Origin of the sequence: Paenibacillus xylanivorans, from assembly GCF_001280595.1 — a bacterium.
Lineage (GTDB): Bacteria > Bacillota > Bacilli > Paenibacillales > Paenibacillaceae > Paenibacillus > Paenibacillus xylanivorans.
In genome coordinates this window covers 234345-256156 of the sequence record NZ_LITU01000059.1, presented here as the reverse complement: position 1 = coordinate 256156, position 21812 = coordinate 234345, and the positions used below count along the sequence as shown (strand labels likewise).

The 21812-nt window shown below is 48.0% G+C and carries 17 protein-coding genes and 1 pseudogene; 10 read left to right on the top strand and 8 right to left on the bottom strand.

What is annotated here, in order from left to right; all coding sequences use genetic code 11:
- Window positions 1-221 precede the first annotated feature (221 nt).
- The gene (locus AMS66_RS14155; protein WP_053781402.1) at window positions 222-896 is read left to right on the top strand and encodes a putative periplasmic lipoprotein; all 675 of its coding nucleotides are present in this window, start codon (window positions 222-224) and stop codon (window positions 894-896) included.
- 132 nt (window positions 897-1028) lie between these two features.
- On the opposite strand, the gene AMS66_RS34360 is transcribed toward AMS66_RS14155, so the two are convergent.
- Together AMS66_RS34360 and AMS66_RS14150 are read right to left on the bottom strand one after the other, a co-directional pair.
- Window positions 1029-1163: a YbdD/YjiX family protein gene (locus tag AMS66_RS34360; protein WP_144424492.1), complete on the bottom strand. Its 135-nt coding sequence runs from the start codon at window positions 1161-1163 to the stop codon at window positions 1029-1031.
- Between the two features lie 76 nt (window positions 1164-1239).
- On the bottom strand, window positions 1240-1455 hold the full coding sequence (locus AMS66_RS14150; RefSeq protein WP_053781401.1) for a hypothetical protein: 216 nt from the start codon (window positions 1453-1455) through the stop codon (window positions 1240-1242).
- A 264-nt stretch (window positions 1456-1719) separates the two neighbouring features.
- On the opposite strand from AMS66_RS14150, the gene AMS66_RS14145 reads away from it, so the two are divergent.
- From AMS66_RS14145 to nagZ, 7 genes are read left to right on the top strand one after another with little or no spacing between them, the layout of a single operon-like run.
- Complete coding sequence (locus tag AMS66_RS14145) at window positions 1720-2688, top strand: ABC transporter permease (protein WP_082350690.1); 969 nt, start codon at window positions 1720-1722, stop codon at window positions 2686-2688.
- A 13-nt stretch (window positions 2689-2701) separates the two neighbouring features.
- The gene (locus AMS66_RS14140; protein WP_053781400.1) at window positions 2702-3571 is read left to right on the top strand and encodes a carbohydrate ABC transporter permease; all 870 of its coding nucleotides are present in this window, start codon (window positions 2702-2704) and stop codon (window positions 3569-3571) included.
- 55 nt (window positions 3572-3626) lie between these two features.
- Entirely contained in the window at window positions 3627-5186 is a 1560-nt protein-coding gene (locus tag AMS66_RS14135; RefSeq protein WP_053781399.1) for an extracellular solute-binding protein, read from the top strand.
- Between the two features lie 59 nt (window positions 5187-5245).
- Window positions 5246-7522, top strand: coding sequence for an Ig-like domain-containing protein (locus tag AMS66_RS14130; RefSeq protein ID WP_053781398.1), 2277 nt, complete (start codon window positions 5246-5248; stop codon window positions 7520-7522).
- Between the two features lie 40 nt (window positions 7523-7562).
- Window positions 7563-8345, top strand: a complete 783-nt coding sequence (locus tag AMS66_RS14125) for a glucosamine-6-phosphate deaminase (RefSeq protein WP_053781397.1) — start codon at window positions 7563-7565, stop codon at window positions 8343-8345.
- Window positions 8342-9505, top strand: a complete 1164-nt coding sequence (locus tag AMS66_RS14120; RefSeq protein WP_236703392.1) for an N-acetylglucosamine-6-phosphate deacetylase — start codon at window positions 8342-8344, stop codon at window positions 9503-9505. The genes AMS66_RS14125 and AMS66_RS14120 overlap by 4 nt, the downstream gene beginning before the upstream one ends.
- Window positions 9506-9515: 10 nt before the next feature.
- Window positions 9516-12986, top strand: a complete 3471-nt coding sequence (gene nagZ / locus AMS66_RS33735) for a beta-N-acetylhexosaminidase (protein WP_236703391.1) — start codon at window positions 9516-9518, stop codon at window positions 12984-12986.
- A 374-nt stretch (window positions 12987-13360) separates the two neighbouring features.
- Here the strand turns inward: nagZ and AMS66_RS14105 are convergent, their stop codons facing one another.
- From AMS66_RS14105 to AMS66_RS14095, 3 genes are all read right to left on the bottom strand, one after another.
- Window positions 13361-14224: a type II CAAX endopeptidase family protein gene (locus tag AMS66_RS14105; RefSeq protein ID WP_053781396.1), complete on the bottom strand. Its 864-nt coding sequence runs from the start codon at window positions 14222-14224 to the stop codon at window positions 13361-13363.
- 297 nt (window positions 14225-14521) lie between these two features.
- The gene (locus AMS66_RS14100; protein WP_053781395.1) at window positions 14522-15241 is read right to left on the bottom strand and encodes an SDR family NAD(P)-dependent oxidoreductase; all 720 of its coding nucleotides are present in this window, start codon (window positions 15239-15241) and stop codon (window positions 14522-14524) included.
- Window positions 15242-15286: 45 nt separating this feature from the next.
- Window positions 15287-15652, bottom strand: coding sequence for a winged helix-turn-helix transcriptional regulator (locus tag AMS66_RS14095; protein ID WP_236703418.1), 366 nt, complete (start codon window positions 15650-15652; stop codon window positions 15287-15289).
- Window positions 15653-15850: 198 nt separating this feature from the next.
- Here AMS66_RS14095 and AMS66_RS14090 point away from each other — a divergent pair.
- Window positions 15851-16415: pseudogene (locus AMS66_RS14090) on the top strand (NAD(P)H-dependent oxidoreductase).
- Between the two features lie 431 nt (window positions 16416-16846).
- On the opposite strand, the gene AMS66_RS14080 reads toward AMS66_RS14090, so the two are convergent.
- Window positions 16847-18085 (bottom strand): hypothetical protein, encoded by a 1239-nt coding sequence (locus AMS66_RS14080; RefSeq protein ID WP_053781392.1) that lies wholly within the window; start codon window positions 18083-18085, stop codon window positions 16847-16849.
- Between the two features lie 333 nt (window positions 18086-18418).
- Here AMS66_RS14080 and AMS66_RS14075 point away from each other — a divergent pair, with 333 nt between their 5' ends.
- Window positions 18419-19459, top strand: a complete 1041-nt coding sequence (locus AMS66_RS14075; RefSeq protein ID WP_053781391.1) for an NAD(P)/FAD-dependent oxidoreductase — start codon at window positions 18419-18421, stop codon at window positions 19457-19459.
- An 81-nt stretch (window positions 19460-19540) separates the two neighbouring features.
- On the opposite strand, the gene AMS66_RS14070 is transcribed toward AMS66_RS14075, so the two are convergent.
- A complete protein-coding gene (locus AMS66_RS14070; protein WP_053781390.1) occupies window positions 19541-20377 on the bottom strand; it encodes a sulfurtransferase in 837 nt (278 codons plus the stop codon).
- A gap of 98 nt (window positions 20378-20475) precedes the next feature.
- A complete protein-coding gene (locus AMS66_RS14065) occupies window positions 20476-21420 on the bottom strand; it encodes a DMT family transporter (protein ID WP_053781389.1) in 945 nt (314 codons plus the stop codon).
- Between the last annotated feature and the right edge of the window lie 392 nt (window positions 21421-21812).

Below are 21812 nucleotides of genomic sequence, written 5' to 3'. Positions count from 1 at the left end.
ATATAACATGTAGATAGCGCTTTCTAAATGGTAACTGGTATAATGTGGAGATGGGCCCCGGATTTATAGGGGAAGTTACCTCACATTCAAGTCAACTTACAATCTACTAAGCAAGAGAGGATACGTCTCACTCCAATCTTTGGTTGAAGTGTTGTGCTTCAAAAAGAACTTCCCCTGCTTAATTACAGGAGTTGAACAATATTTTCACTGGAGGAAATGCAATGAAACGTGCGTACCTGTTTTTATTGATTTTATTTACCCTTAGTGCATGCGAACAGACTAATACTAGTACCAACGAAGATAACATTTCTGTTGTCGTAGGAGATATGAATGCGAAGGACGTTAATAACACTGAAATATCGCCAAGTACGAAAGGGGATTTATCAAAAGTATCCTCAGAATTTTTAGCTCAGAACGAAAGTGATCTATCTGCTTGGGATTTTGAAACGGCTTATAAAATGTGTACAGAAGCTCTGTCTGAATATTACAAAGCGATTTGGAACGGCTCGGACATTGATTTCGATACTTATATAGATAACGAAAACCTTAAACAATATACGCAAAAAAAAGTGGCATCTCAATATGATTTATTCCTTAAGAACAAGCTCACTTATAATCAGGTGACAAGCGTTGATATTGGTGCTAGTCAAGTAGATTATGTTGGAGGGGATAAGAGTTTTTTCTATTTGAAATTAGATGCACGTGTTCATAAGGATATAGGTAACTTTGCTGAACCTACTGAATTTCTTGTGCAAAGTTTGAATGGAAAGTTAGTTATTGTTGATTGGTATACTAGTAGTAAGGATAGCTATGATTCCACTGTACGTGGAGAATTTCAGACTATTAACAATCCTGATATCTGGAATAACGGTGAATGGGTGAGCACAATTAACTGATTGAATTTCCCTGTAGCCAATGGATTGTTGTCTTCTATGGCAAGTGCTAACCACTGTCCCATATCATGTTTTTCAGTTGCGAAATCCGCTCTACGTCTCTTTATCCGGTGAATGGGCGAAGGTTCGGCCTACTTACACCTGTTTTTCATCGGACAATCCGTGCAGTCTGCGCACTTGAGTGATGAAGTTTCGTTTCATAATCGCTTTCGGTGGTTGGTTTGCTTTCATATGAGTAACGTAAGCATCCTGATCGCCGGGCATTCCCACGTATCGCCACCTTCCTTCTAGATCAAGTTGTTGATCTTGCTGATATCACGCGACCCCACTTCTTCAATTTTTTGTTTTAATCGGTACTGTACACATAATACCGCTCTGATCTTGCTCTTTCCCAGATATGTGTAATTTCTTCACTTCCATAGCTGACGGTTCCCGGTAGTTCACCCAGCGAAACCTTCCCCTTTTTCAAAGTGGGCAAAAGAGTGTAGCCCCCGGACGTTGGTGTGCTGTCCAGTATCCGATTGAGTGAGGCTAGAATTGTGTTTTGAGACAGTCCCTTCATTATGATATTCCCCCTTGAGTACAGCCCCGGATCGAGTGGTTAATCCTATCATAGCGGCATAAATCTGACACAAACAATATACACTTTTACTGAATTATACGCGGAAATCTGGAAAAAAGGAGTAAAGGCGAAAAGTTATATAACATGTAGATAGCGCTTTCTAAAGAATTATCGCTATAATTCGGAGAACAGCCCGGGAATTCAAGGGTAAGTTATCTGACATGCGAGTCGATTACAATCATCTAAGCAAGAGGGGGCATGCCGATGGCTGATGCTAGCGTAACGCAACGCACACTGCAAAAGGAAGCGCACCGGCCGCCTCGGCGGAAGTCGCGTTTGATCAGAACCTGGAACAGGAACAAGGCGCTATGGCTGCTATTCCTGCCATGTCTCCTGTATTATTTGATCTTCCGCTATGCGCCGATGTTTGGTCTGGTCATCACATTTAAGGATTACAATCTGTTTAAAGGAATATGGGCCAGCGATTGGGTGGGATTCAAATATTACCGGATGTTTCTGGAGAATCCCGATTTTTGGCCGCTGATGAAGAATACGTTTCTGCTGGGACTGTATAAGCTGGTGTTCGGCTTCCCGGCTCCAATCTTGCTGGCCATTTTGCTAAATGAGGTACGAAGAGCGGCATTCAAACGTTTTGTACAGACGGTCAGCTATCTGCCGCATTTCATCTCAAATGTAATCGTGGCAAGTATGGTGATTATGTTCCTGTCCCCAACCGGAGGGCTAATTAACAATTTGCTGGCAGGGATCGGCATCGGACCCATCAATTTCATGAATGAACCCGGGCTGTTCCGGGGCATCTATGTCCTGTCGGAAATCTGGCAGCATATCGGCTGGGAGACCATTATTTATCTGGCCGCGCTGACGGCCATCGACCCTCAGCTGTATGAAGCCGCGGATATGGACGGAGCAAGCCGGTTGCGCAAAATCTGGCATGTCACACTGCCCGGTATATCTCCCGCGATCGTCATTACATTGATTCTAAATATCGGCAAAGTGCTGGAGATCGGCTTCGAGAAAGTCTTCCTGATGCAGAATCCGGCGATCTACGATACGGCGGATATTATCAGCACGTATGTTTACAGGGTGGGCATGGTACAGGGGAACTTCAGCTATGGTGCATCCATTGATTTGTTCATGGGAATCATCAGTCTGATCTTTATCTACACGGCCAACTGGCTCAGCCGCCGATTAAGCGAGACCAGTCTATGGTAGAAAGAGGTGTGGCGTGAAATCACTCCGATTTTCCTGGTTTAACGTTGTGGCATCGCTGATTCTGCTATTTGTTGTGGTGGTCACACTCTATCCGTTCCTTCATATGCTGGCGGTTTCCCTCAGCAGCAATGTGAATGTCATCCAAAACAATATTTCCTTCTGGCCCAAGGGCTTCAATCTGAGCATGTACAAATTGGTGCTGGGTGATCCGCAAATCTGGACGGCTTACCGCAATACGATCATTTACACCGTGCTTGGTACACTAATCTCGCTTGTGGTCACCTCAACGGGAGCCTACGCATTGTCCAGAAAGGACATGGCACTGCGTAATAGCTTCACCGTCTTGATTGTAATTACGATGTTCTTCAGCGGTGGGATGATTCCCACCTTCCTGGTGGTCCGTTCCCTGAATCTGGTGGACACCGTATGGGGCATGGTTCTCCCGGGGGCAGTCAGCACCTGGAACCTTATTCTGATGCGCACGTTCTTCTCAGGTATCCCCAAAGAGCTGGAGGAATCGGGCCGCATGGATGGCCTGAACGATATTGGCATCTTCATTCGTATCATTGTGCCGCTGTCCAAGGCATCATTTGCCACGATTGCCCTTTTCTATGCCGTGGGCATGTGGAATAACTTTATCTTTCCATTGCTCTATCTAAGGTCTCCCGATCTGTTTCCTCTCCAGGTGCTGCTGCGTAATCTGGTGTTGGCTGGCAGTGCAAGTTCAGGTGACGTAACGTCCATTGGAGGAGATAACCTGGTGGTGGAGGAATCCCTCAAATATGCGACCATCATGGTCTCAACGCTGCCTATTCTGGTCATTTATCCGTTTGTACAGAAGTATTTCGTCAAGGGAGCCATGGTAGGTGCGGTCAAAGGCTAAAGTCTATAGGCGAACAAGGAATGCATCGCAAATTCAGATTAAGGGAGAGACGCTTATGGGCAAATGGAAATCGGTAATACTTCCCCTGCTGATCGCAGTAACAATGGTGGCAGGGTGCAGTGGCGGTAATGGTGCCGACCCGCAAACGGATACCAAGGGGAACAGTACCGGAATAACCGATAACTCCACTGGGGCGGCAAAGACCTTCACGGCGCTGCTGGACAATAATGCGACGTTCCCTTATTCCAAGAGCTGGCCCATTTGGAGCTGGCTGAAGGAAAAAACCGGTGTCACCCTGGAGGTGCAGACACCTTCCGGCAAGCTGGATGAGAGCCTGAACCTGGCGATTGCCTCCAAAACGCTGCCTGATCTGATGTATATGCCCAATCGCAAGGATTCGAATAAGTTCGGTCAACAGGGCGCACTGGTGGATTTGATGGAGCATATGGACAGTATGCCGAATCTGAAGGCATGGATGAAGGAATATCCTGAGGAGGCGAAGGCTGCCCTGTCCGCTGACGGCAAAATGTATATGTTCCCCAACCAGGGCTTCGGCGAGACGAATCGTATGATCTGGATGTACCGTAAGGATGTTTTTGACAAGGAAGGCATTCAGGCTCCAACAACCTATGAAGAATTACATGCGGCGCTGAAGACGCTGAAGGAGAAATACCCGGACAGTTACCCGCTCTCGATCCGCTACGGACAGATTCCGGATGAGATGAATGCGAATATGACGGTGAACTACGAAACCGGTGAGGGTGCCTACTATGATTTTGACCAAAAGGAATGGCGTTATGGACCGACGGAAGACAACTACAAGAGCATGGTGGGGATGTGGAAAAGTTTTTACGATGAAGGGTTGGTTCCGCCCGATTTCTTATCATTGCAAACCAAGCAGTGGCAGGACATGGTCTCTACTGGCAAATCGTTCGTGACCATTGATTATATCAGCCGGATTGATTTTTTCAATAATGCCATGCAGCAGGAGAATCCGGAGTTCAACATGCAGTTTATGGCCCCTCCGGCAGGCATTTCAGGCGGCAAACAGCTGAATCCATACTTTCATTATATGGAAGGCGGATTGACGGTGGCCTCCACCTCTAAGAACATTGATGATGTGATGAAGTACATGGACTTTTTCTATTCCGAGGAAGGACGTACGCTTAGCAGTTGGGGGGTAGAGGGGGAGACCTTCATAAAGGAAGGCGATACGATCAAGTTCAAGCCGGAGTATAACGATGTCATTGAAATGCGCAAACAGACAGGACTTCAGACCAGCGGGACCTATACCTGGATTGATTTTAACGCCCATTTGTCGCTGTTCTCGGACGATCTGAAGCATGCCTATGAAGAAGTGGTCAAATATGATCCTCCCGCAATGCAGCCAAGACCTGCTTTTACGGAAGTAGAAAATGAAGTCATATCCATTACTGGTCAGGCGATCAAGAAGCACCGGGACGAGAGCTTTGCCAAATTTGTTACCGGCTCCCGGAGTCTGGCGGATTGGGAGAAGTATGTGGAGGAGATTAACAGTCTTGGGGTAGATAAGCTGCTGAACACCTATAAGGAAGCGTATGATCGTGTTCAGAATGTTCAGCTGAGCGCGAAATGAGCGAATGTACGGCACAGGAATCCTAGACCATTACAGAATGGCAAAAGGAGGCTTCGCTTATGAAAAAGCAGCATCTGCGTGTGTACTCCGGATTCAGATTGGGATTGTTTCTGTTGATCTGTATGGTGACGATTGGAATAGCTTTCCCTGGCAAGGCAGAAGCGGCGGGTTCAATTTCACTGGACGCGCCTGCGGGCGGATATGTGTCGGATGGAGGGCTGGTGCAAATTGGAGGCAGTTATACCGACCTGTATGACATTCGGTTATTTGTGGACGGAACGGCCCAATTCGAAGTGGTATTAAATGATCCAGATGGGGATGACAGCGGTACCTGGTCTTATATGCTGGACACCTCAGGCTATAACGGGACTGTGGAACTGGTGGTCCGTGGACTGGATACGTCTACTCGTTACGGGGTATGGGGCCAGCCTGCCATTATTACTGTTAATAACCCGGCAGGGGCTGTCCCTGTTGTAACCATAACCGGGCCGTCCGAGGGCGTGTCTCTTAGCGGTCAGGTTGAGGTGTCTGTCGAGACCAGTTCGCCACTTCCAATCATGCTGGTAGAGGTTCGGGTGAACCGCGGGCCGTGGGAGGAAGCCACTCAGCAAGGCTCTGCGTATATATACACCTGGGATACGGCGGGGCTTGGCGATCGAACGGTCAGTCTGGAGGCCAGAGCAGCCAGTGCGCCGGAACGATACGGTTATAGTCCAACCGTGTACGCACAGATTGGAACCGGGACGCATGAGACTGCCGTTCCCCTGCCTGTACAGGAGCGCGCCATGTGGATCTGGGAACCGGAGAGTTACAAGCTGCTGCTGAATCCTGGATCGCGCCAGGTGCTGGAGTCATTCATCACCGATACGCAGACATTCGGTCAAACGCCAGTCCAGACACTCTATCTCGCAGTGGGCGGTTATGCCGGATACGATGCGCTGGAAGCGCAGGAAGTGGAATTACGTTCTTTTGTGAGCTGGGCGCACAGCAAAAATTTACAGGTGCACGCGCTAATTGCAGGTGGCACTACACCGGCGTATATGGGCGCTTACGAGAAATATCACCATCATGCCGTGGAGGAAATGGAGCAGGTGATCAATTACAATCTTACAGCAGGGGATACGGAGAAATTTGACGGGATCAATGTGGATATTGAGCCGTATATCTCTCCCGACTTTAAAGATCCGAGCCATTTCCTGCAGAAGGAATACCTGGATGGCCTGCAAAAGATGATTGGTCGCCGGGACACCGCAGGCATTCGGCTTCCGTTCGGCCCAGCGGTGCCCAAGTGGTATGACACATCGGACCAAGCAGCAAATATTGTGTGGAACGGCTCCAGTAAGTGGCTGTCCGAGCATGTTCAGGATATCTCCGACTATATCTCCATTATGGATTACCGGGATACGGCGGATGGCTCCGCTGGCATTATTGCCGGAGCTGCTGGAGAACTGGCTTATGCGGATCAGATTGGCAAGCCGAATTCCGTGGTCATTGGTGTGGAAACGCTGGATATTGCCAATAGCGGCGACCCGGAGACTATTACCTTCTGGGAGGAGGGCCGCATCCATATGGAAGCCGAGCTGGATAAGGTGTATGCAGCTTACGGGCAGAGCAGCGGCTTCGGCGGTATTGCTGTCCATCACTATGATTCCTACCGGGCACTTCCTTCTTACTGGGGACCAGGTAGTGTAGTGTGGACAGCGCCGGATGACCAGGAGGCCCCTTCAGCCCTTTCAGGGGTTCCGTCTATTCAGGCCACTGATTATCAGACTGTACATCTGAATTATGGAATGGCTTCGGATAACATGGAAGTGGAACGCTATGTGATATATCGGAGTACCGTGCAGGGGTTCACGCCTGCCGAAGCGGATATCGTCGGATTCGCCCGCGCCCTGAATTACCAGGACAAGGGACTGCTGCCGGGTACGACATACTACTACCGTATTGCGGCCCGCGATCTGCGCGGCAATAGTGGGCCACTCACTGATGAAGTGTCCGCGACCACCAGTAGTACCACAATGAAGCCTATGATTGTCACGGACATGAATCTGGTCTATAGCGGATCAGGGGTATCCGTCACTCTGAAAGTCAGAGATTATGCTACAGGCGTGGTACTTCCAGGGGCGAAAGTCGAGGGGAGATTCACTTATGCGGCGGGACGTTACATCAGCGGGATCACCGGATCGGTTGGAAGTGTAACGCTTGGCTCGGAAGCAGTTGGGCAGGGAAGGCAGGTTGGATTTGAACCACGTAGAATCCGTTACAGCGGCTATTATTATGCAGCAGGTCATGATTCGCCGCACGCAACGCTGCTGATGCTGAATGCTGGCAATTGATCAAGGCGGGAGAGAAACAGCCTGTAGGAGGAGGAAGCGTATGAATGCGAATGATTTGGTGAAACCGATCAAGACTCACATCGTTGAGCACATGTGTGTACAGGTTTATGCCGATCGGAAACAGATGGGGGCAGCGGCTGCGGCTGCGGTTGGGGCCCGATTAAGACAGCTGCTTCAGGATTCAGAGCGTCAGGTTCGCATGGTGTTCGCTGCGGCTCCTTCGCAAAATGAATTATATGAGGGACTGATACGTGAGCAAGGCATTGACTGGTCGCGGGTCTGTGCCTTTCATATGGACGAATATATGGGCCTGGCGGATACGGCTCCCCAGCGATTTGGCCGATATTTAACGGACCGGCTGTTCAGTCGGGTGCAGCCTGGGCGGGTGGAGCTATTGGAAGGGCTACACGATGTGGAGCAGGAGTGTCAAAGATATGGAGACCTGTTGCGTGAAGCTCCTATTGATATCGTCTGCCTAGGGATCGGAGAAAATGGACACATTGCCTTCAATGATCCGCCAGTTGCCAATTTTGAAGATCCGAGAGTTGTCAAAGCAGTGGAGCTGGACGAAGCCTGCCGCCGTCAGCAGGTGAATGATGGTTGCTTTGCCCGATTGGATGACGTGCCTGCGGAGGCGTTGACCTTGACTGTGCCGGCACTGATGGCTGGAAGGGAGCTGTTTGTGATTGTGCCAGGGACATCTAAGCGCAGTGCGCTCGCTGCAGCTTTACATGATCCGATCAGCACGGCATGTCCTGCCACCATCCTGCGTACACATCCCGGAATCACGATGTTCACAGACCGGGAAGCCTACGGCCTGTGAGCGTATCTATGATCGGGAGGCACTATCGGACTGGGAAACCCATTGAGGTTGCAGTTGAAGAGGGGCGCATCATTAAGGTTACTGAGCTTGAAGTGTCCCTTCCCGTAGATTACCTGCCCTGGCTTGCGCCAGGACTGGTGGATTTGCAGGTAAACGGCGGCTGGGGGCTGGATCTGAACACAGCCCCGCTGTGTCCGGATACGGTATTGCAGCTGACCCGGAAGCTCCAAAGACAAGGGGTTACAAACTATTGTCCAACGTTGATTACAAACAGTTCCGTACGGCTGGCTGAGGCGGTTTCCACCATTGCAAAAGCCGTTCGGCTGAACCCGGATGCGGCAGGGGGAATTGCGGGCATTCATCTGGAAGGCCCGTTCCTCTCGCCGGAGGATGGCCCACGCGGCGCACACCCAAGGCAGCATATTGTTCCCCCAGATTGGGAGGCAGTCAGCTGTTGGCAGGAAGCCGCCGAAGGGTTGATTCGCATCATTACCCTTTCCCCGGAGTGGCCTGGTGCAGCTTCATTTATCGCCCGGTGCTGCGAATCCGGCATACTGGTCTCGATTGGACATACAGCAGCAACGCCAGAGCAGATCAGGGAAGCGGTCTCCGCAGGAGCAGTGATGTCTACACATCTTGGTAACGGCGCACACCTGATACTTCCGCGTCATCCCAACTACTTGTGGGAACAGCTGGCGGCCGATGAGCTATATGGCTGCATGATTGCCGATGGTCAGCATCTTCCACTGTCCGTGTTGGCCGTAATTCTCCGGATGAAACGGAACCGCGCCATTCTGGTCAGCGATGCCGTCTCGTTGAGCGGTATGCCACCAGGTTCCTACCACCTGCATATCGGCGGAGATGTGGTATTGACGGCAGAAGGTCGGCTGCACCTTGCCGGCCAACCGGAGCTGTTGGCTGGGTCGGCGATGATGCTGCCGGATCAGGTGGGATATCTCGTGGAAGCGGGGCTTACAGGGCTTGCTGATGCCTGGGATTGTGCATCGGTGCATCCGGCCCGGCTGCTTGGCCTCGAACAGGCCGCAGGACTTGCGATCGGAGCCCCTGCGGATATCGTTAGCTTCAACATGGACGGTGGAAAGTTGAGTGTTTTGCAGTGCTGGAAGAACGGCCGAATCAGTACACAGAGCCAAGAATAGGGGGAGAGCGATGCAGAGCTTGATACCGCAACCGAAACAGATTGCAGCGACCGAGGGAGGTCCCTTACGACTGAATGGTGAGGAAAGACTGAGTCTTTTCATGGAACAGGATGATCCCAGATTAGAAATTCATTGTCGTCGGGCATTTCCGGGGATGGCGTATACATGCTCCATGATAGAAAAGGGTTTTTTACTAGTAATCGAACGTCTTTCAGGACAGGAAACGCAGCAGGTAGTCGATGGGGTGCAGGAAGCCTATGCAATTCATGAAGCCCAAGAAGCTCAAACGGTTCATGAAGCTCCTGAAGCTATGGGAGCACAACCGAAGGGCCTGGTCATCTCTGATGTCAGTTCATTCATCGGGAAAGACGAGACAGACCCGGCCGGGCTTGCCGGACATCCACAAGGATATAAGCTGGAGGTATTGACCGGAAGGGCTGAGGTGTATGCACTGGATGCGGCGGGGCTATTTTACGGATTGCAGACACTGGTGCAGCTGTACGGACCGGATGGTGTCATCCCGGCGGTGTCTATAACGGACTGGCCGGATATACCTTTGCGGGCCATGAATTTCGACCTGCGTCAGACGTTCTCGAAGCCGGAACTGCTGACGGGGTATTTGGCTGAATTCGCCCGTTATAAGACCAACGCGATTTTGATTGAATACGAGGATAAATTTCCATTCAGGACACATCCCGAGTTCGCACATCCCAGGCATGCGCTAAGTCTTTCACAGCTGGAAGAATTGAAGCGGAACGCCCATGAGCATTTTATAGAGATTATTCCGCTCCAGCAGAGCTTTGGACATCTGGAATATGTTTTGCGTCACGAAGCTTGGCGGCATCTTCGCGAGACAGAGCAGTCCATCGGGGAGATCTGCCCATCGCATCCGGAAACTTTTGGGTTGATTACTAAGCTGCTCGGGGAGATGATTGATGCCCACCCGGACTCGCGTTATATCCACCTCGGCTGTGATGAGGTCTACAGCCTTTGCGAATGCGAACGCTGCAAAATCGAGTTTGGAGGCGTGCGGGAACGAGCGTTTATCGCCTTTCTGAACCGTCTGATTGCATTTACGGCAGAACGGGGAAAACAGCCGATTTTTTGGCATGACATGCTGGACAAATGTCCATCAGAGGAATTGGCTAAGCTGGATCAGCGAAGTGTCGCCATGATCTGGATCTACAACGGGCGCAATATTGAAGCTGAGGTTACTTCGCATGCGGATAAATTCAGGTCGTTCGGCATTGAAGTTATGGGAGCGCCAGCAGTCCGCAGTTTTGACTGGGCTGAACATCAGAATTATCCGGTACTGCTGAACCGGACAGACAACTTGCTTCAGTGGGCAGAGACAGCCGACAATCTGAATCTTGACTGCGTGGTTGCGACCAACTGGACGGGGCCTTTCAGCCTCGGTGTTCCGTATGGTATTTTTGAAACCACCTGGTACCCCATGCTGCTGCATGCGGATTTGGCCTGGAATCGCAAAGCGGATGCGGCTACCTTCATCGACCGTTTTCTGGAACGGTTTCATGGCATTGATCCTGTTACCGGACACAACCTTCTCGGCAATTACAGGGTGGAGGATTATTATGATGTGATCTGGAAGCTGATGGACGAAGTGCGCGAGCATAAGGAAGAAGCGGAACTGATTACAATTATGCATGATTTTGAGGTGGCAACAGACCGTTCGAGAGCCATTCACAAATATGCCTACCGCTGGGAACTATATCCCGGGGACGATGCGGAGTGGCGCTCGCTCCATAACAATTATACGAGAAACCGTCGCGGGCGTGATGGTGTCTTCCCTCGGATGAAGGCTGCGCTGGAGCGTTACCAGCCCTCGGATATGGCGGAGCATTTTGTGAAATCCAGGTTCTATCTACATGATTATCTGGAGCGCACACTTTATCAAGAACTGGGTCTGAATGAAATTTCGACACCATTCGATATAACAGCAATGAGCTTGGAAGACAAAATAGCCATGATGTGCGTAATAGGCACTCCATCGACTCGGGCCGAGCCGGATTTTCGTGGCAGAATGGCAGAGCACCGATTCGGGGGCATCGGCATCTTTCCCCATAATATTGAGAGCGAGCAGCAAACACATGCGCTGCTTGCAGAAGTGAAGAACATAACGGGAGATAACGGAAGCCCTATGCCTTATTATGTTTCGGTAGATGAAGAGGGCGGCACCTTGTCCAAGTTTAAGTCCTTTTTCCCCTATATCCCTGGCAACCGGGCAGTCGGGTTGAGTGAAGATCAGGAAGCTGCCCGTTTGCTCGGTAAAATTATTGGCAGTGAGCTGCACGCCCTTGGTATTCCCATGAACTGGGCACCTGTGCTGGATGTGAACACGAATATAGATAATCCGGTTGTGGGTGTTCGCTCCTTCGGAGAGGACCCACAGCTGGTAGCCCGGTTCGGTCGAGCATATATAGAGGGAATGCATGAAGCAGGTGTGGCCGTGACGGCAAAACATTTTCCCGGCCACGGGCAAGTAAGCGGGGACTCGCATATTGTTCTGCCTGAATGTGAACTAACGCTTGAACAGTTAAGGGAAGGTCCGCTGCTTCCCTTCATGGAGGCGATTGAAGCCGGGGCAGATTCGATCATGATGGGGCATCTGGTGTTTCCCAACATTCCGCAATCTGGCGGACTTCCGGCCTCACTAAGCCCTTTCTTTGCCACGGAACTGCTGCGGAAGCAGTTGGGATTTACGGGGGTAATCTGCACCGATGATATCGAAATGGGAGCAATTCGTAAAAATTTCAGCCCGGAAGACGTGGGTGTGCTGGCCGTTCAGGCAGGGAACGATATGATCCTGATGTGCCATACGCCGGAGTTTCAGAGTCGGGTGGTCGCGGGTATTCTGGCCACTGTACGGGATGGGCGCATCAGCGAGGCACGAATCGACGAGTCGGTTCTTCGTATTCGGCAGCTGTATGACCAATTCCAGCAGTACCGAGCAGCGGCACAGCCGATTCCCAGAGAGCAGTGGGAGGAAACGGCACTGAAACTTGCTCGTATGACCGTGAAAGTCAGCCGGGACCCGCAGGGCCTGCTCCCACTCAAGGATTCGCTGAAATATTTGCTGATACTACCGCAGCAGGAGCAGCTGACCCGAGCCGATAATAGTGGCTCTGCCGAGATCAGGCTGGCCTCCTTGTTAAAGGCTAAAGGCATAGCTGTGGAGACGCGCTACTGTGCGATGAAGCCGGATGCGGAGGAGATAGAATTCCTGGTACAGCAAGCTGCTGATGCGGATGTCCTTATCCAGGGCACCCTTAATGCTCATCTGTTCACAGGTCAGCTGGTACTGGCCGAAGGCTTGGCTGCGGTTAAACCACTGCTGAATCTGGTGCTGCGCAATCCCTATGATGACGCCGTACTGCCGCAAGCGGCCGGAAGCATATTGCTGTGCTCAACCTCCGATTATTCACTGCAGGCGCTGGTGGAATATATGACAGACTCAACGTGACATGTCAGTAATGAGCTGCTCAACAGGGCAATGAAACATATATATATCCAAAAAGCACAAAAGCACAAAAGCTCATATGCACTTGTCAACCTTTAATCTCAAAACACCCCCCGCTGATCTAGCCTGAAATCACAGGGTCCAGGAGGGAAATCCCAAAAGCCCGCTACTGTGCGGGCTTTTGGTCAATCTTTAGACTTTGGTTTTCTTCCCCAGGCAACCGTTTTCATCGTAGCTCTGAATTCCGTCACCCACGTCTGTTTCAAAGACGTTATTGGGCCATTGGGTTATACCCAGTGGCTAACTAGACTGAAATACAACAACATCGTCTTCTAAAAAAAGTTTTATACATCCTTACCTATAGCAATAGCATTTGTTTAAAGCTGTCTCATGACAAGTGGCTTTCTCGACATCACCCATGCTGCAATGAGCAAGGCAAGAGCCACTAATATTCCCGATTCTCCAGTCCATAGCAGAACGTTCTTGCCACTGGAAGATATATCGAAGGCATCCTGAATCACGGCATTCCAACATGCATGAAGGAGAATCGCAGGCCATATGCTGCCCGTTGTTAAGCGCAATCGGCTGATCATATAACTGAAAGAGGTTACTGAAATCATAAAGAGGACAACTGATAAGGCCGGATATGGACCGGAATAATAATTTGCAAAAAGCATTACGGGAAGGTGCCATACACCCCAAATAATTCCGCTCGTCAGCACGGGTCTAGGTACACGGGCGTTGATTAGTCGAGTGAGCATATATCCCCTCCAGCCAATTTCTTCTCCTGAACTGCTGATCACACCTATTGCAGTACCCGCAAACATCTGAAAAAGTATAGTTCCTGCAAGGATAACGCCAGATGGGCCTTGAATGAATGAATCCGGTGTGACGTACTGGACCAGTCCCGTAATCCAGGCAATTCCATAAGCAAACAAACCAATGACGACTGGAAACAGCAGAATGAAGGGTAACGACTTCAATGTTTGCTTCCCTCCAATCCGCAGGGAAATGTCTGAGATGCCTTCACGCAACACGATACGGGCGAAGATGGAGGACAAGCCCGGTGTCCACATGAGCAGCAGGCCGAAAATCGGTGCTTTCATGATCAGTACATAACTGAGGATGGAGAGCGGGATGAGCATGGCGAAGTATACATACAGCCCCCGCCTGGCCGATTGAATCTGAGCCTTTTCCTCGTCTGAACCTGTGTTAGGGTTGGTGCTAAGATTTGTTCTCATTGTGATAGCTCCTTTAATCAAAATATGTATGTCGCTTTGCAGTATAACAGTGGATCTATCCTGATCAGAACAAACTCCAGCCCAGTTTTTGATCAAGACTCTAGCCCAGTAGGGACAGGACTAAAGTATAGCAACGAGGTTTGAAAAATGAGGTGAACCGAGGCAATCCCTAAACAGTATAAATTCGCACAACACCTTGTTGCCAGCACAAAGAGCACGTATCAAACGCGCTCTTTGTGTGTTTATTTTTCTCTGGCTGCCATATTTTTTTATAATCGCGCTAGCAATTCGATTCGATTATGCGTTTATATCCGTGATCGCCGGAATGTTGATCTCTTTTACGCAGGCTGCTTTGGACAGGCTGACGATGCATTTTACGATAGAAACCATATCCTGAAGAGGGATGCGTGTACCATTATACTCGGAAAGAGCGCGGTCAATGCCATCTTTATATGGAACTTCAGCTGCAAGTTCACCCGGGTTAATACACGTAACCGCGATCCTGTCGTGTCTTGTATGTTCTCTCAAGGCCTCCGTAATCCCTCGAATGGCAAATTTGGAGGCTACAAAAGAAACCTGGCTACTGTTTGCATTGCTTAGACCTGCAGTCGAGCCGATAAGAATTATTTTGCCAGCTATGGATTGTCGGAGATGGGGCAATAATGCCTGAATGCATACAATAGCGGATGTTATATTCACATGAATCAGATTACTGATGTCGGCAGGGTTGTCCTTATCGAACGTATAGTGGTCCTCAAACCCCTCTTTTTCCCAAATGCCTACATTGTAAATGAGAACATCCAGCGCCTCGTTCTGGAGTTTATCGACTACAAGTGTGGCTGCATTGAGATCAGACAGATCTGCCTGTATCCATATTCGTTCTACACCATCGTTAAGCTTCAAATTATCAGGTTCCGTTCGAGACACTACCCATACTTTATCGCCTTGCTCGGGCACACCCCTCACAAATGCATCTCCTAATCCTTTGCTAGCACCGAATACGAGATAGGTTTTCAATTAAAATGCTCCTTCTTTTTAAAGTGTCAGTCTATGGGTACCCGCTCAAAAAGCAAGCTCTTTATTTTCCAGCAGTATAATTTCTTCTCCTTGTTGTTGCCTTAATGCTATATTTTCGCGCCCCCATGTACACATTACATCCACAACCTTATTGGGGGTAACTCCATACTCCGTAAGGCTGTATTCGACTTTGGGCGGCATCTGTTGGTACACATGTCTTCTGACTAGGCCATCCCTCTCAAGCTCGCGTAATTGCTGGATCAGGACCTTTTGCGAGATACCGTCTATACTGCGCTGTAATTCGCCTGTCCTTTTCACGCCGGACATTAATAAACATATGATTAGCGCTTTCCATTTGCCGCCAATAATTTCAAGTGTCGCTTCGATTCCCAGGTTATATTGTTTAATGATATATCCCCTCGTTCAGGTTACCTCGTGTTGATGTGGTATAACTATTCATTTTCTCACAATAGGGCTGATGAAGTCCATACACACTTTCAAGTAACCATCTTACTTTCGAGTGTGTATTTTCTTTTTATCAAGCCCATATGATAATGGCCGTATTCGAAAAAGAAAGTCTGTAGTTGAACCGAGAAAGGAATGTTAATCATGAAAACACTCGTCATTCTGGCACATCCGAATATTGAAGTCTCAAGAGTAAATCAACGCTGGAAAGAGGAGCTGCTGCAACACTCAAGCGATATTACAATTCATGAGATTTATAAAGCTTATCCTGACTGGAACATTGATGTTTCCAGAGAACAGAAGTTGCTGGAGGCATTTGATCATATTATTCTGCAGTTTCCATTGTATTGGTATAGCTATCCACCTTTGCTGAAAAAGTGGTTAGATGATGTTTTTACTTATGGATGGGCGTATGGATCATCAGGAAACAAGCTGCAAGGGAAAAAGTTGGGCTTGGCCATGTCCATTGGTGATAAGAAGGAAAATTTACAAGCGGGATGGTTCAGTGTCCTTTACTGTAGATGAGGTAGTCACTCCATTCAAAGCCAGCATCAATCATGTTGGCACCGTAGCGTTACCGTATTTTGCAGTCTTTGGTGCCTCATTTCAAGCTACCGATGAAGAAATTAACCAAAGTGCACAAGATTATATCCGTTATATCCATAAGTATCAGAATGAGGTTGGAAATCTATCGATTTTAAAAAAATGACCTGCATCATCTTTGCTCTTATTGGGGGGAAGGCAAATGGCTGTTAGCTTCTGGCTGCTGCGCATATTGACGGCATTTCATATCCACTTTCGATTGCCACCGCCAGTTAAGGTTACCCTAGGTATTAGAAACACTCAGTTTCTACTGAAGAGCTTGGGAGTTTTACTTTACGCCTATAAGACTATACCTGCTCTTGAGGAACTTGATTTGAAACTTTAACCACAGATCGACCAATTATGGTTTGTGGAAAGAACCTACGGAACACAAAAAGCCCGCATGCAGCGTGGGCTTTTGTCAAGCCATTCTCCTCTATTCTTCTTCAGTAGCATGAGATTGTGATCCATCGCTCCAGCTTCCCGCATACAGCCTGCAGAGTTTATGTGCAGTTTGAAGTGATTGAATAATATCTGAAAATCTCTCCAACTGATATTTTAACTTGCTAAAATTACGTTGATGTCCTTAATAGTTTGATTTCTTGCTTCATCCGTACTTAATCCGTATTTCGTATAAAATTTTATTCCTTCTATGAGTGACGAATTTAAGAATGAATACGATCCGTTATAAAGAAGTTCTAAAGATACTTGATAAGATATAGCGTCGAGAATAACATTTGAATTAAACACTATGTTAAGATGTGCTCCTTCATTTATTAAATAGGTTCTAACTGCTTCCTTGGTTAAGGCACCGCTAGCCGTATTTAATTGAGAAAAGGGCGGCATCAAAGGGACAGATTGATTGAATTCAAATGTTTGTAACAAATCCATTTCTATCTGACTCTCTATACTTAAAGCATCTGCACCAATAAATTTGTAAAACTTGCTACCATAATTTTTAGCAATTTTTAACATATTTGAATCATTTTTAGATTCTTTTAAAAGGTATGCATAAGTCTCGAGAATAGGGAAATCTCCAAACGACTTTTTAAAAGTTGGATTAAAGCTATAGGCTACGTTATATAGATAATCTTCAAAGGATAGGTTTCCAGTAAGATCAAATTTAATCTTATTATAAGCAGTAACTTCATCGAGACCAAGAGAAGTGTAGAGTTGCTTACCAGTCGTAATTATATTCTGTTCAAACTGTCCGTCCAATTCAGCTTCTTTAAGATTCAATGAATAAGTTTTTAAGATGTTAAGCTGTTTTTCATTTAAGTTGTAGTCAGAAAGACTATAAAGTAAGTAGTTTTCTCTCAAAGTAATATTTTCATCACTGTTAAAGCTGAATCTTGGATACTTCGAATGTGGAATCAGTGAAGAAATTCCAAGATAACTGAAATTGTCATTGATATAATTGTTAGGATGCGTTCTGTAGTGAGGTCTGACATAAGTTCCATCTTTTCGATAATATCCGTTTACGTAAACTAAACTATCTGTATCGGTGGTTCCTGCATAATTCTGTCCTTTGTACAAATTGATTGTGTTTGATAATCCATAATAATTCTTAGTTTCAGTGTATGTAGGTGTGTAAGAATTGTAACTTGAATTGCTATCTACTGTTCCGCATCCCCTGTAGTATCCACTCACTCTTGTTCCATTCTTTTTTGTATAACCACTTACATATGTGCATTTAGCTTCTGCATAATCTGGGAATAACGAAATAATCGGTATTGAGAGTAGTACTACAGAAAACATAACTAGTAGAATTTTTCTTAACCATTTGTTTATAGCCAAATATTATCTCCCCTTAGGACTTTAGTCTATTTCCAACTTCCTTATAGTACCATTCTTTCGGGGTATATGAACTATTTTTTGTCAATTCTGTAGATTACTAAAGAATCCTCAAAGGGTTCTGTCGAAGTTAGTTTTAAATAGCAAACCTGTTTATGAGAACTGAAAAAGAAATGCGCCTGGTAAAAGAAGATAGCAGATGCCTTCTTTTTATTCCTCTACTGTAGCAACTTGAATCTCCTCATAACTAATCAGTCACTCCAGCCACCATCATATGTTATAAACTCTGAATATCATGACCCTATGTTACAATAGGCTGAAAAGGAGGAGTCATTATTGAACAAACAAAAAATCGTGATTATTGGCGCAGGGATTGTCGGGGCGTCAATGGCCTATCATCTTGCCAAACGAAACCAGGATGTAACCCTAATTGAACGACACCTCGCCGCGGCATGTGAAGTCACGGATAAATCTTTTGCCTGGATACATACTTCTCATAGAGTGGCTCCCGAATACTGGCATTTGTACGATACAGCTTTGGAAGAATATCATGCGCTTCAGCAGGAGATACCCGAATTAAAAATTCATTGGCATGGAGCGCTGACTTGGGACACTCCGCCCCTAAGGGAGCAACTCCACTTTCAAAAATTAAATCGGGAGCAGCTTGAGGCATTGGAGCCGAATCTGAAGGAATATCCGGATGAAGCGATGTATGTCCGCGAAGAAGGTGCAGTAGACCCTATAGTGTTAACGGAGCTGTTGTTGAACAAAGCGCAGGAGTACGGAGCAAAGGTTCAGTTCGGTACCAACGTTACACAGCTGCAGCAAGAAGATTCCCGCCTGGTCGGCGTTCATACGTCCAACGGTTTTCTGGAGTCGGATGTCGTGGTATTGGCCGCAGGTATAGGTGTCTCCGAACTTTGCAACCCGTTAGGTTGTCCTGTGCCGGTAACGTCGTCGCCTTCCATTCTGATTCGGATGAAAACTAAGAATAAATTGATACGTACATTGATCTCAAATGCGCAATTTGAAGCGCGTCAACTGACAGATTATACGCTGCTGGCTGCGGAAGATTATATCGACGAATCGGAGGAAAATGGACCAGAGGCGGTTGGTAAGCGAGCATTCGACACGTTGCGTCGCAGTCTGAAGGACGGGAATCAACTGGAACTGGAAAACATAAAGGTCGGGATGAGACCTATGCCTGAAGATGGCTATCCAATCGTGGGCTTCCAAGATCACATAAAGGGACTTTATCTGACAGTGATGCATTCTGCAATTACGCTGGCTCCGCTGATTGCTCGTTTGGCTGCAAGTGAAATCATCGATCAAGAATTAAGAAGTGAACTAGACCCTTGTCGACTCTCCCGATTTTAGGACCACACTAACAAGAAAAAGAGTACATCGCCACATGACCGATGTACTCCAACTTACCTACTGTATATCCGCTTAATTCTTTTATTCCTCTCCAGTAGCGACCGGGTTTTCATCATAACTAATCCAGTCGCTCCAGCTTCCAGAATACAACTTCACATTCGAATATCCCGCTTCTTCCAGCGCAATTACATTTGGGCAGGCGGACACGCCTGAGCCGCAATACACGATGATCGCTCCATCCTTGTCCAGCTTACTGAAACGTTCCTCTAATCCTCCAGCACCCGTCCAGCGTCCATCGGTATCCAAGACATCTTTCCAAAAATAGTTTACAGCACTTGGTATATGTCCAGCCTTGGCATCAATGGGTTCCTCCAGTCCAGCGTAGCGGCGGGCATCTCGGGAGTCGATTAATACAGATGAGCCGTCAGCAGACGCTTTCTGCACATCCTCTACACTTGCCAGCAGTCTTGGCTGCACATTCACTTCAAACGAAGCCGGAATCTGAACCGGCACATCCGTGGTCACCGGGAACTTGGCATTCTGCCAGGCCGAGAAGCCTTCGTCCATGACATACACCTGTTCATGTCCCAGATAACGAAGTAACCACCACAGTCGTGATGCGTTCATACCGCCTTGGTCATCGTAGGCAATAATGCGTGCATTCGAGCCGATGCCAGCTTTAGAGAGGCGATTTGCGAGAGAAGCCGGATTTGGAAGCGGGTGACGCCCGCCGTGGGTAGATAAAGGAGCGGACAAATCCTTTTCCAGATCGAGATAAACGGCACCTGGAATATGTCCAGCCTCGTAAGCTTGTCTTCCGGCATCCGGTTGACCGAGCAGGAATCGGCAATCGGCAATGACGACATCCGGTTCATACATTCTGGCGAGCAGCCAGCGCATGGATACAATATTTTTCATGAAAACACACCGCCTTATATGTAATGGGATGGATTCAACCGGAACCTGCGTGATGAAGTTCCAGTTGTTTTTTACAAACATTCGAATACAAACACAAGTTACACCACTGTAGGTTCGACTGGCCCTTTTCCAGCTAGAGGAGCATCTGATGGAATAGGCTGTGGTTTGGTTTTGCCATACCGGATGAAGATCCATACCCCGAAAATAATGACAACCCCGGCTGACATCTGAAGTCCATTGAGCGATTCACCAAGCAGCATCCAGGCCAACAGCGAAGAAAATACAGGTTCCCCCAGTACCCCCATGGATACCGTCGTGGCATTCATATATTGAAGCAGCCAGTTGAAGAGATAATGACCAAAGATCGTTGGCACGATAGCGAGTAACAGGAAAATTCCCCACTCGGAAGCCGCATAACCGCCAAACGGGTGACCATTAACCAGATTATATACCGCAAGCGTACAGGCAGCTACGAAAAATACCCAGAAGTTATAGGAGAAGGCACTAAGTCCGGCGCGCAAAAACTGTCCTAGCAGCATATGTACCGCCACGGCGATCGTCCCGAGCAAAGAAAGAATATCACCTCGCAGCGCTGTGCCTGCCAACTGGAAATCTCCAGCTCCAATAATGATCGATCCGAGCAGGGCGATGCCCATGCCGATGATCATCATGCGGTTGATTTTGGCTTTGAACAGCCAGACGGAACCGGCGAGAATCAATATAGGCTCCAAAGCGAGAATGACCGTTGAACTGGCTACACTCGTGAGCCGAAGCGATCCCATCCAGAGCAGAAAGTGCAGTGCCAGCATCACGCCGGATGCGAGCAATAAAGCCCACTGTCTGAAGTTCAAACGCATCATCTCGTGCCGAAATTTCCAGACAAAAGGCAGCATCAGCAGATTGGTGAGGAACAGTCGGTACATCGCAATGACGGCGACATCGGCTGTGGACCAGCGTACAAAGATGGAAGAAAATGAAATGGCAATAATGCCGACAAAGAATAGCAGATAGATCGATCTGCCGGCACGGTTCAAGCTAGTCATGGATGTAGCTCCTTCTTGAAGTCAAATGGCGTAAATCAATTTATTATACAGGACAATGCATCCGCAAGAAAAGATGAAGAGAAGAAATAGATAAGTAGATTGTAACCGGGCTTGTAACTATTCTGTCATTCTCCAGGGCCATTTTTCTATTAATCTTCTATATAGAGACATGAAACGATATAATGTACCAATAATCGGGAAAAAATGAAAGTAAGGAAGTGGCCTGGAAGTGAGAGTTCAACAACAGAGAGCGGGAGAGAGTGGCGGCATTCCGCATAGAACAAGCCGAACCAAGACGCATGGACGAAGAAGAATCCGGTATGGGAGACTGAGTGCTGCGCTGGCGCTTCTGGCATTGCTCATTATCGGTTTAACATATGCATTCATTGGCA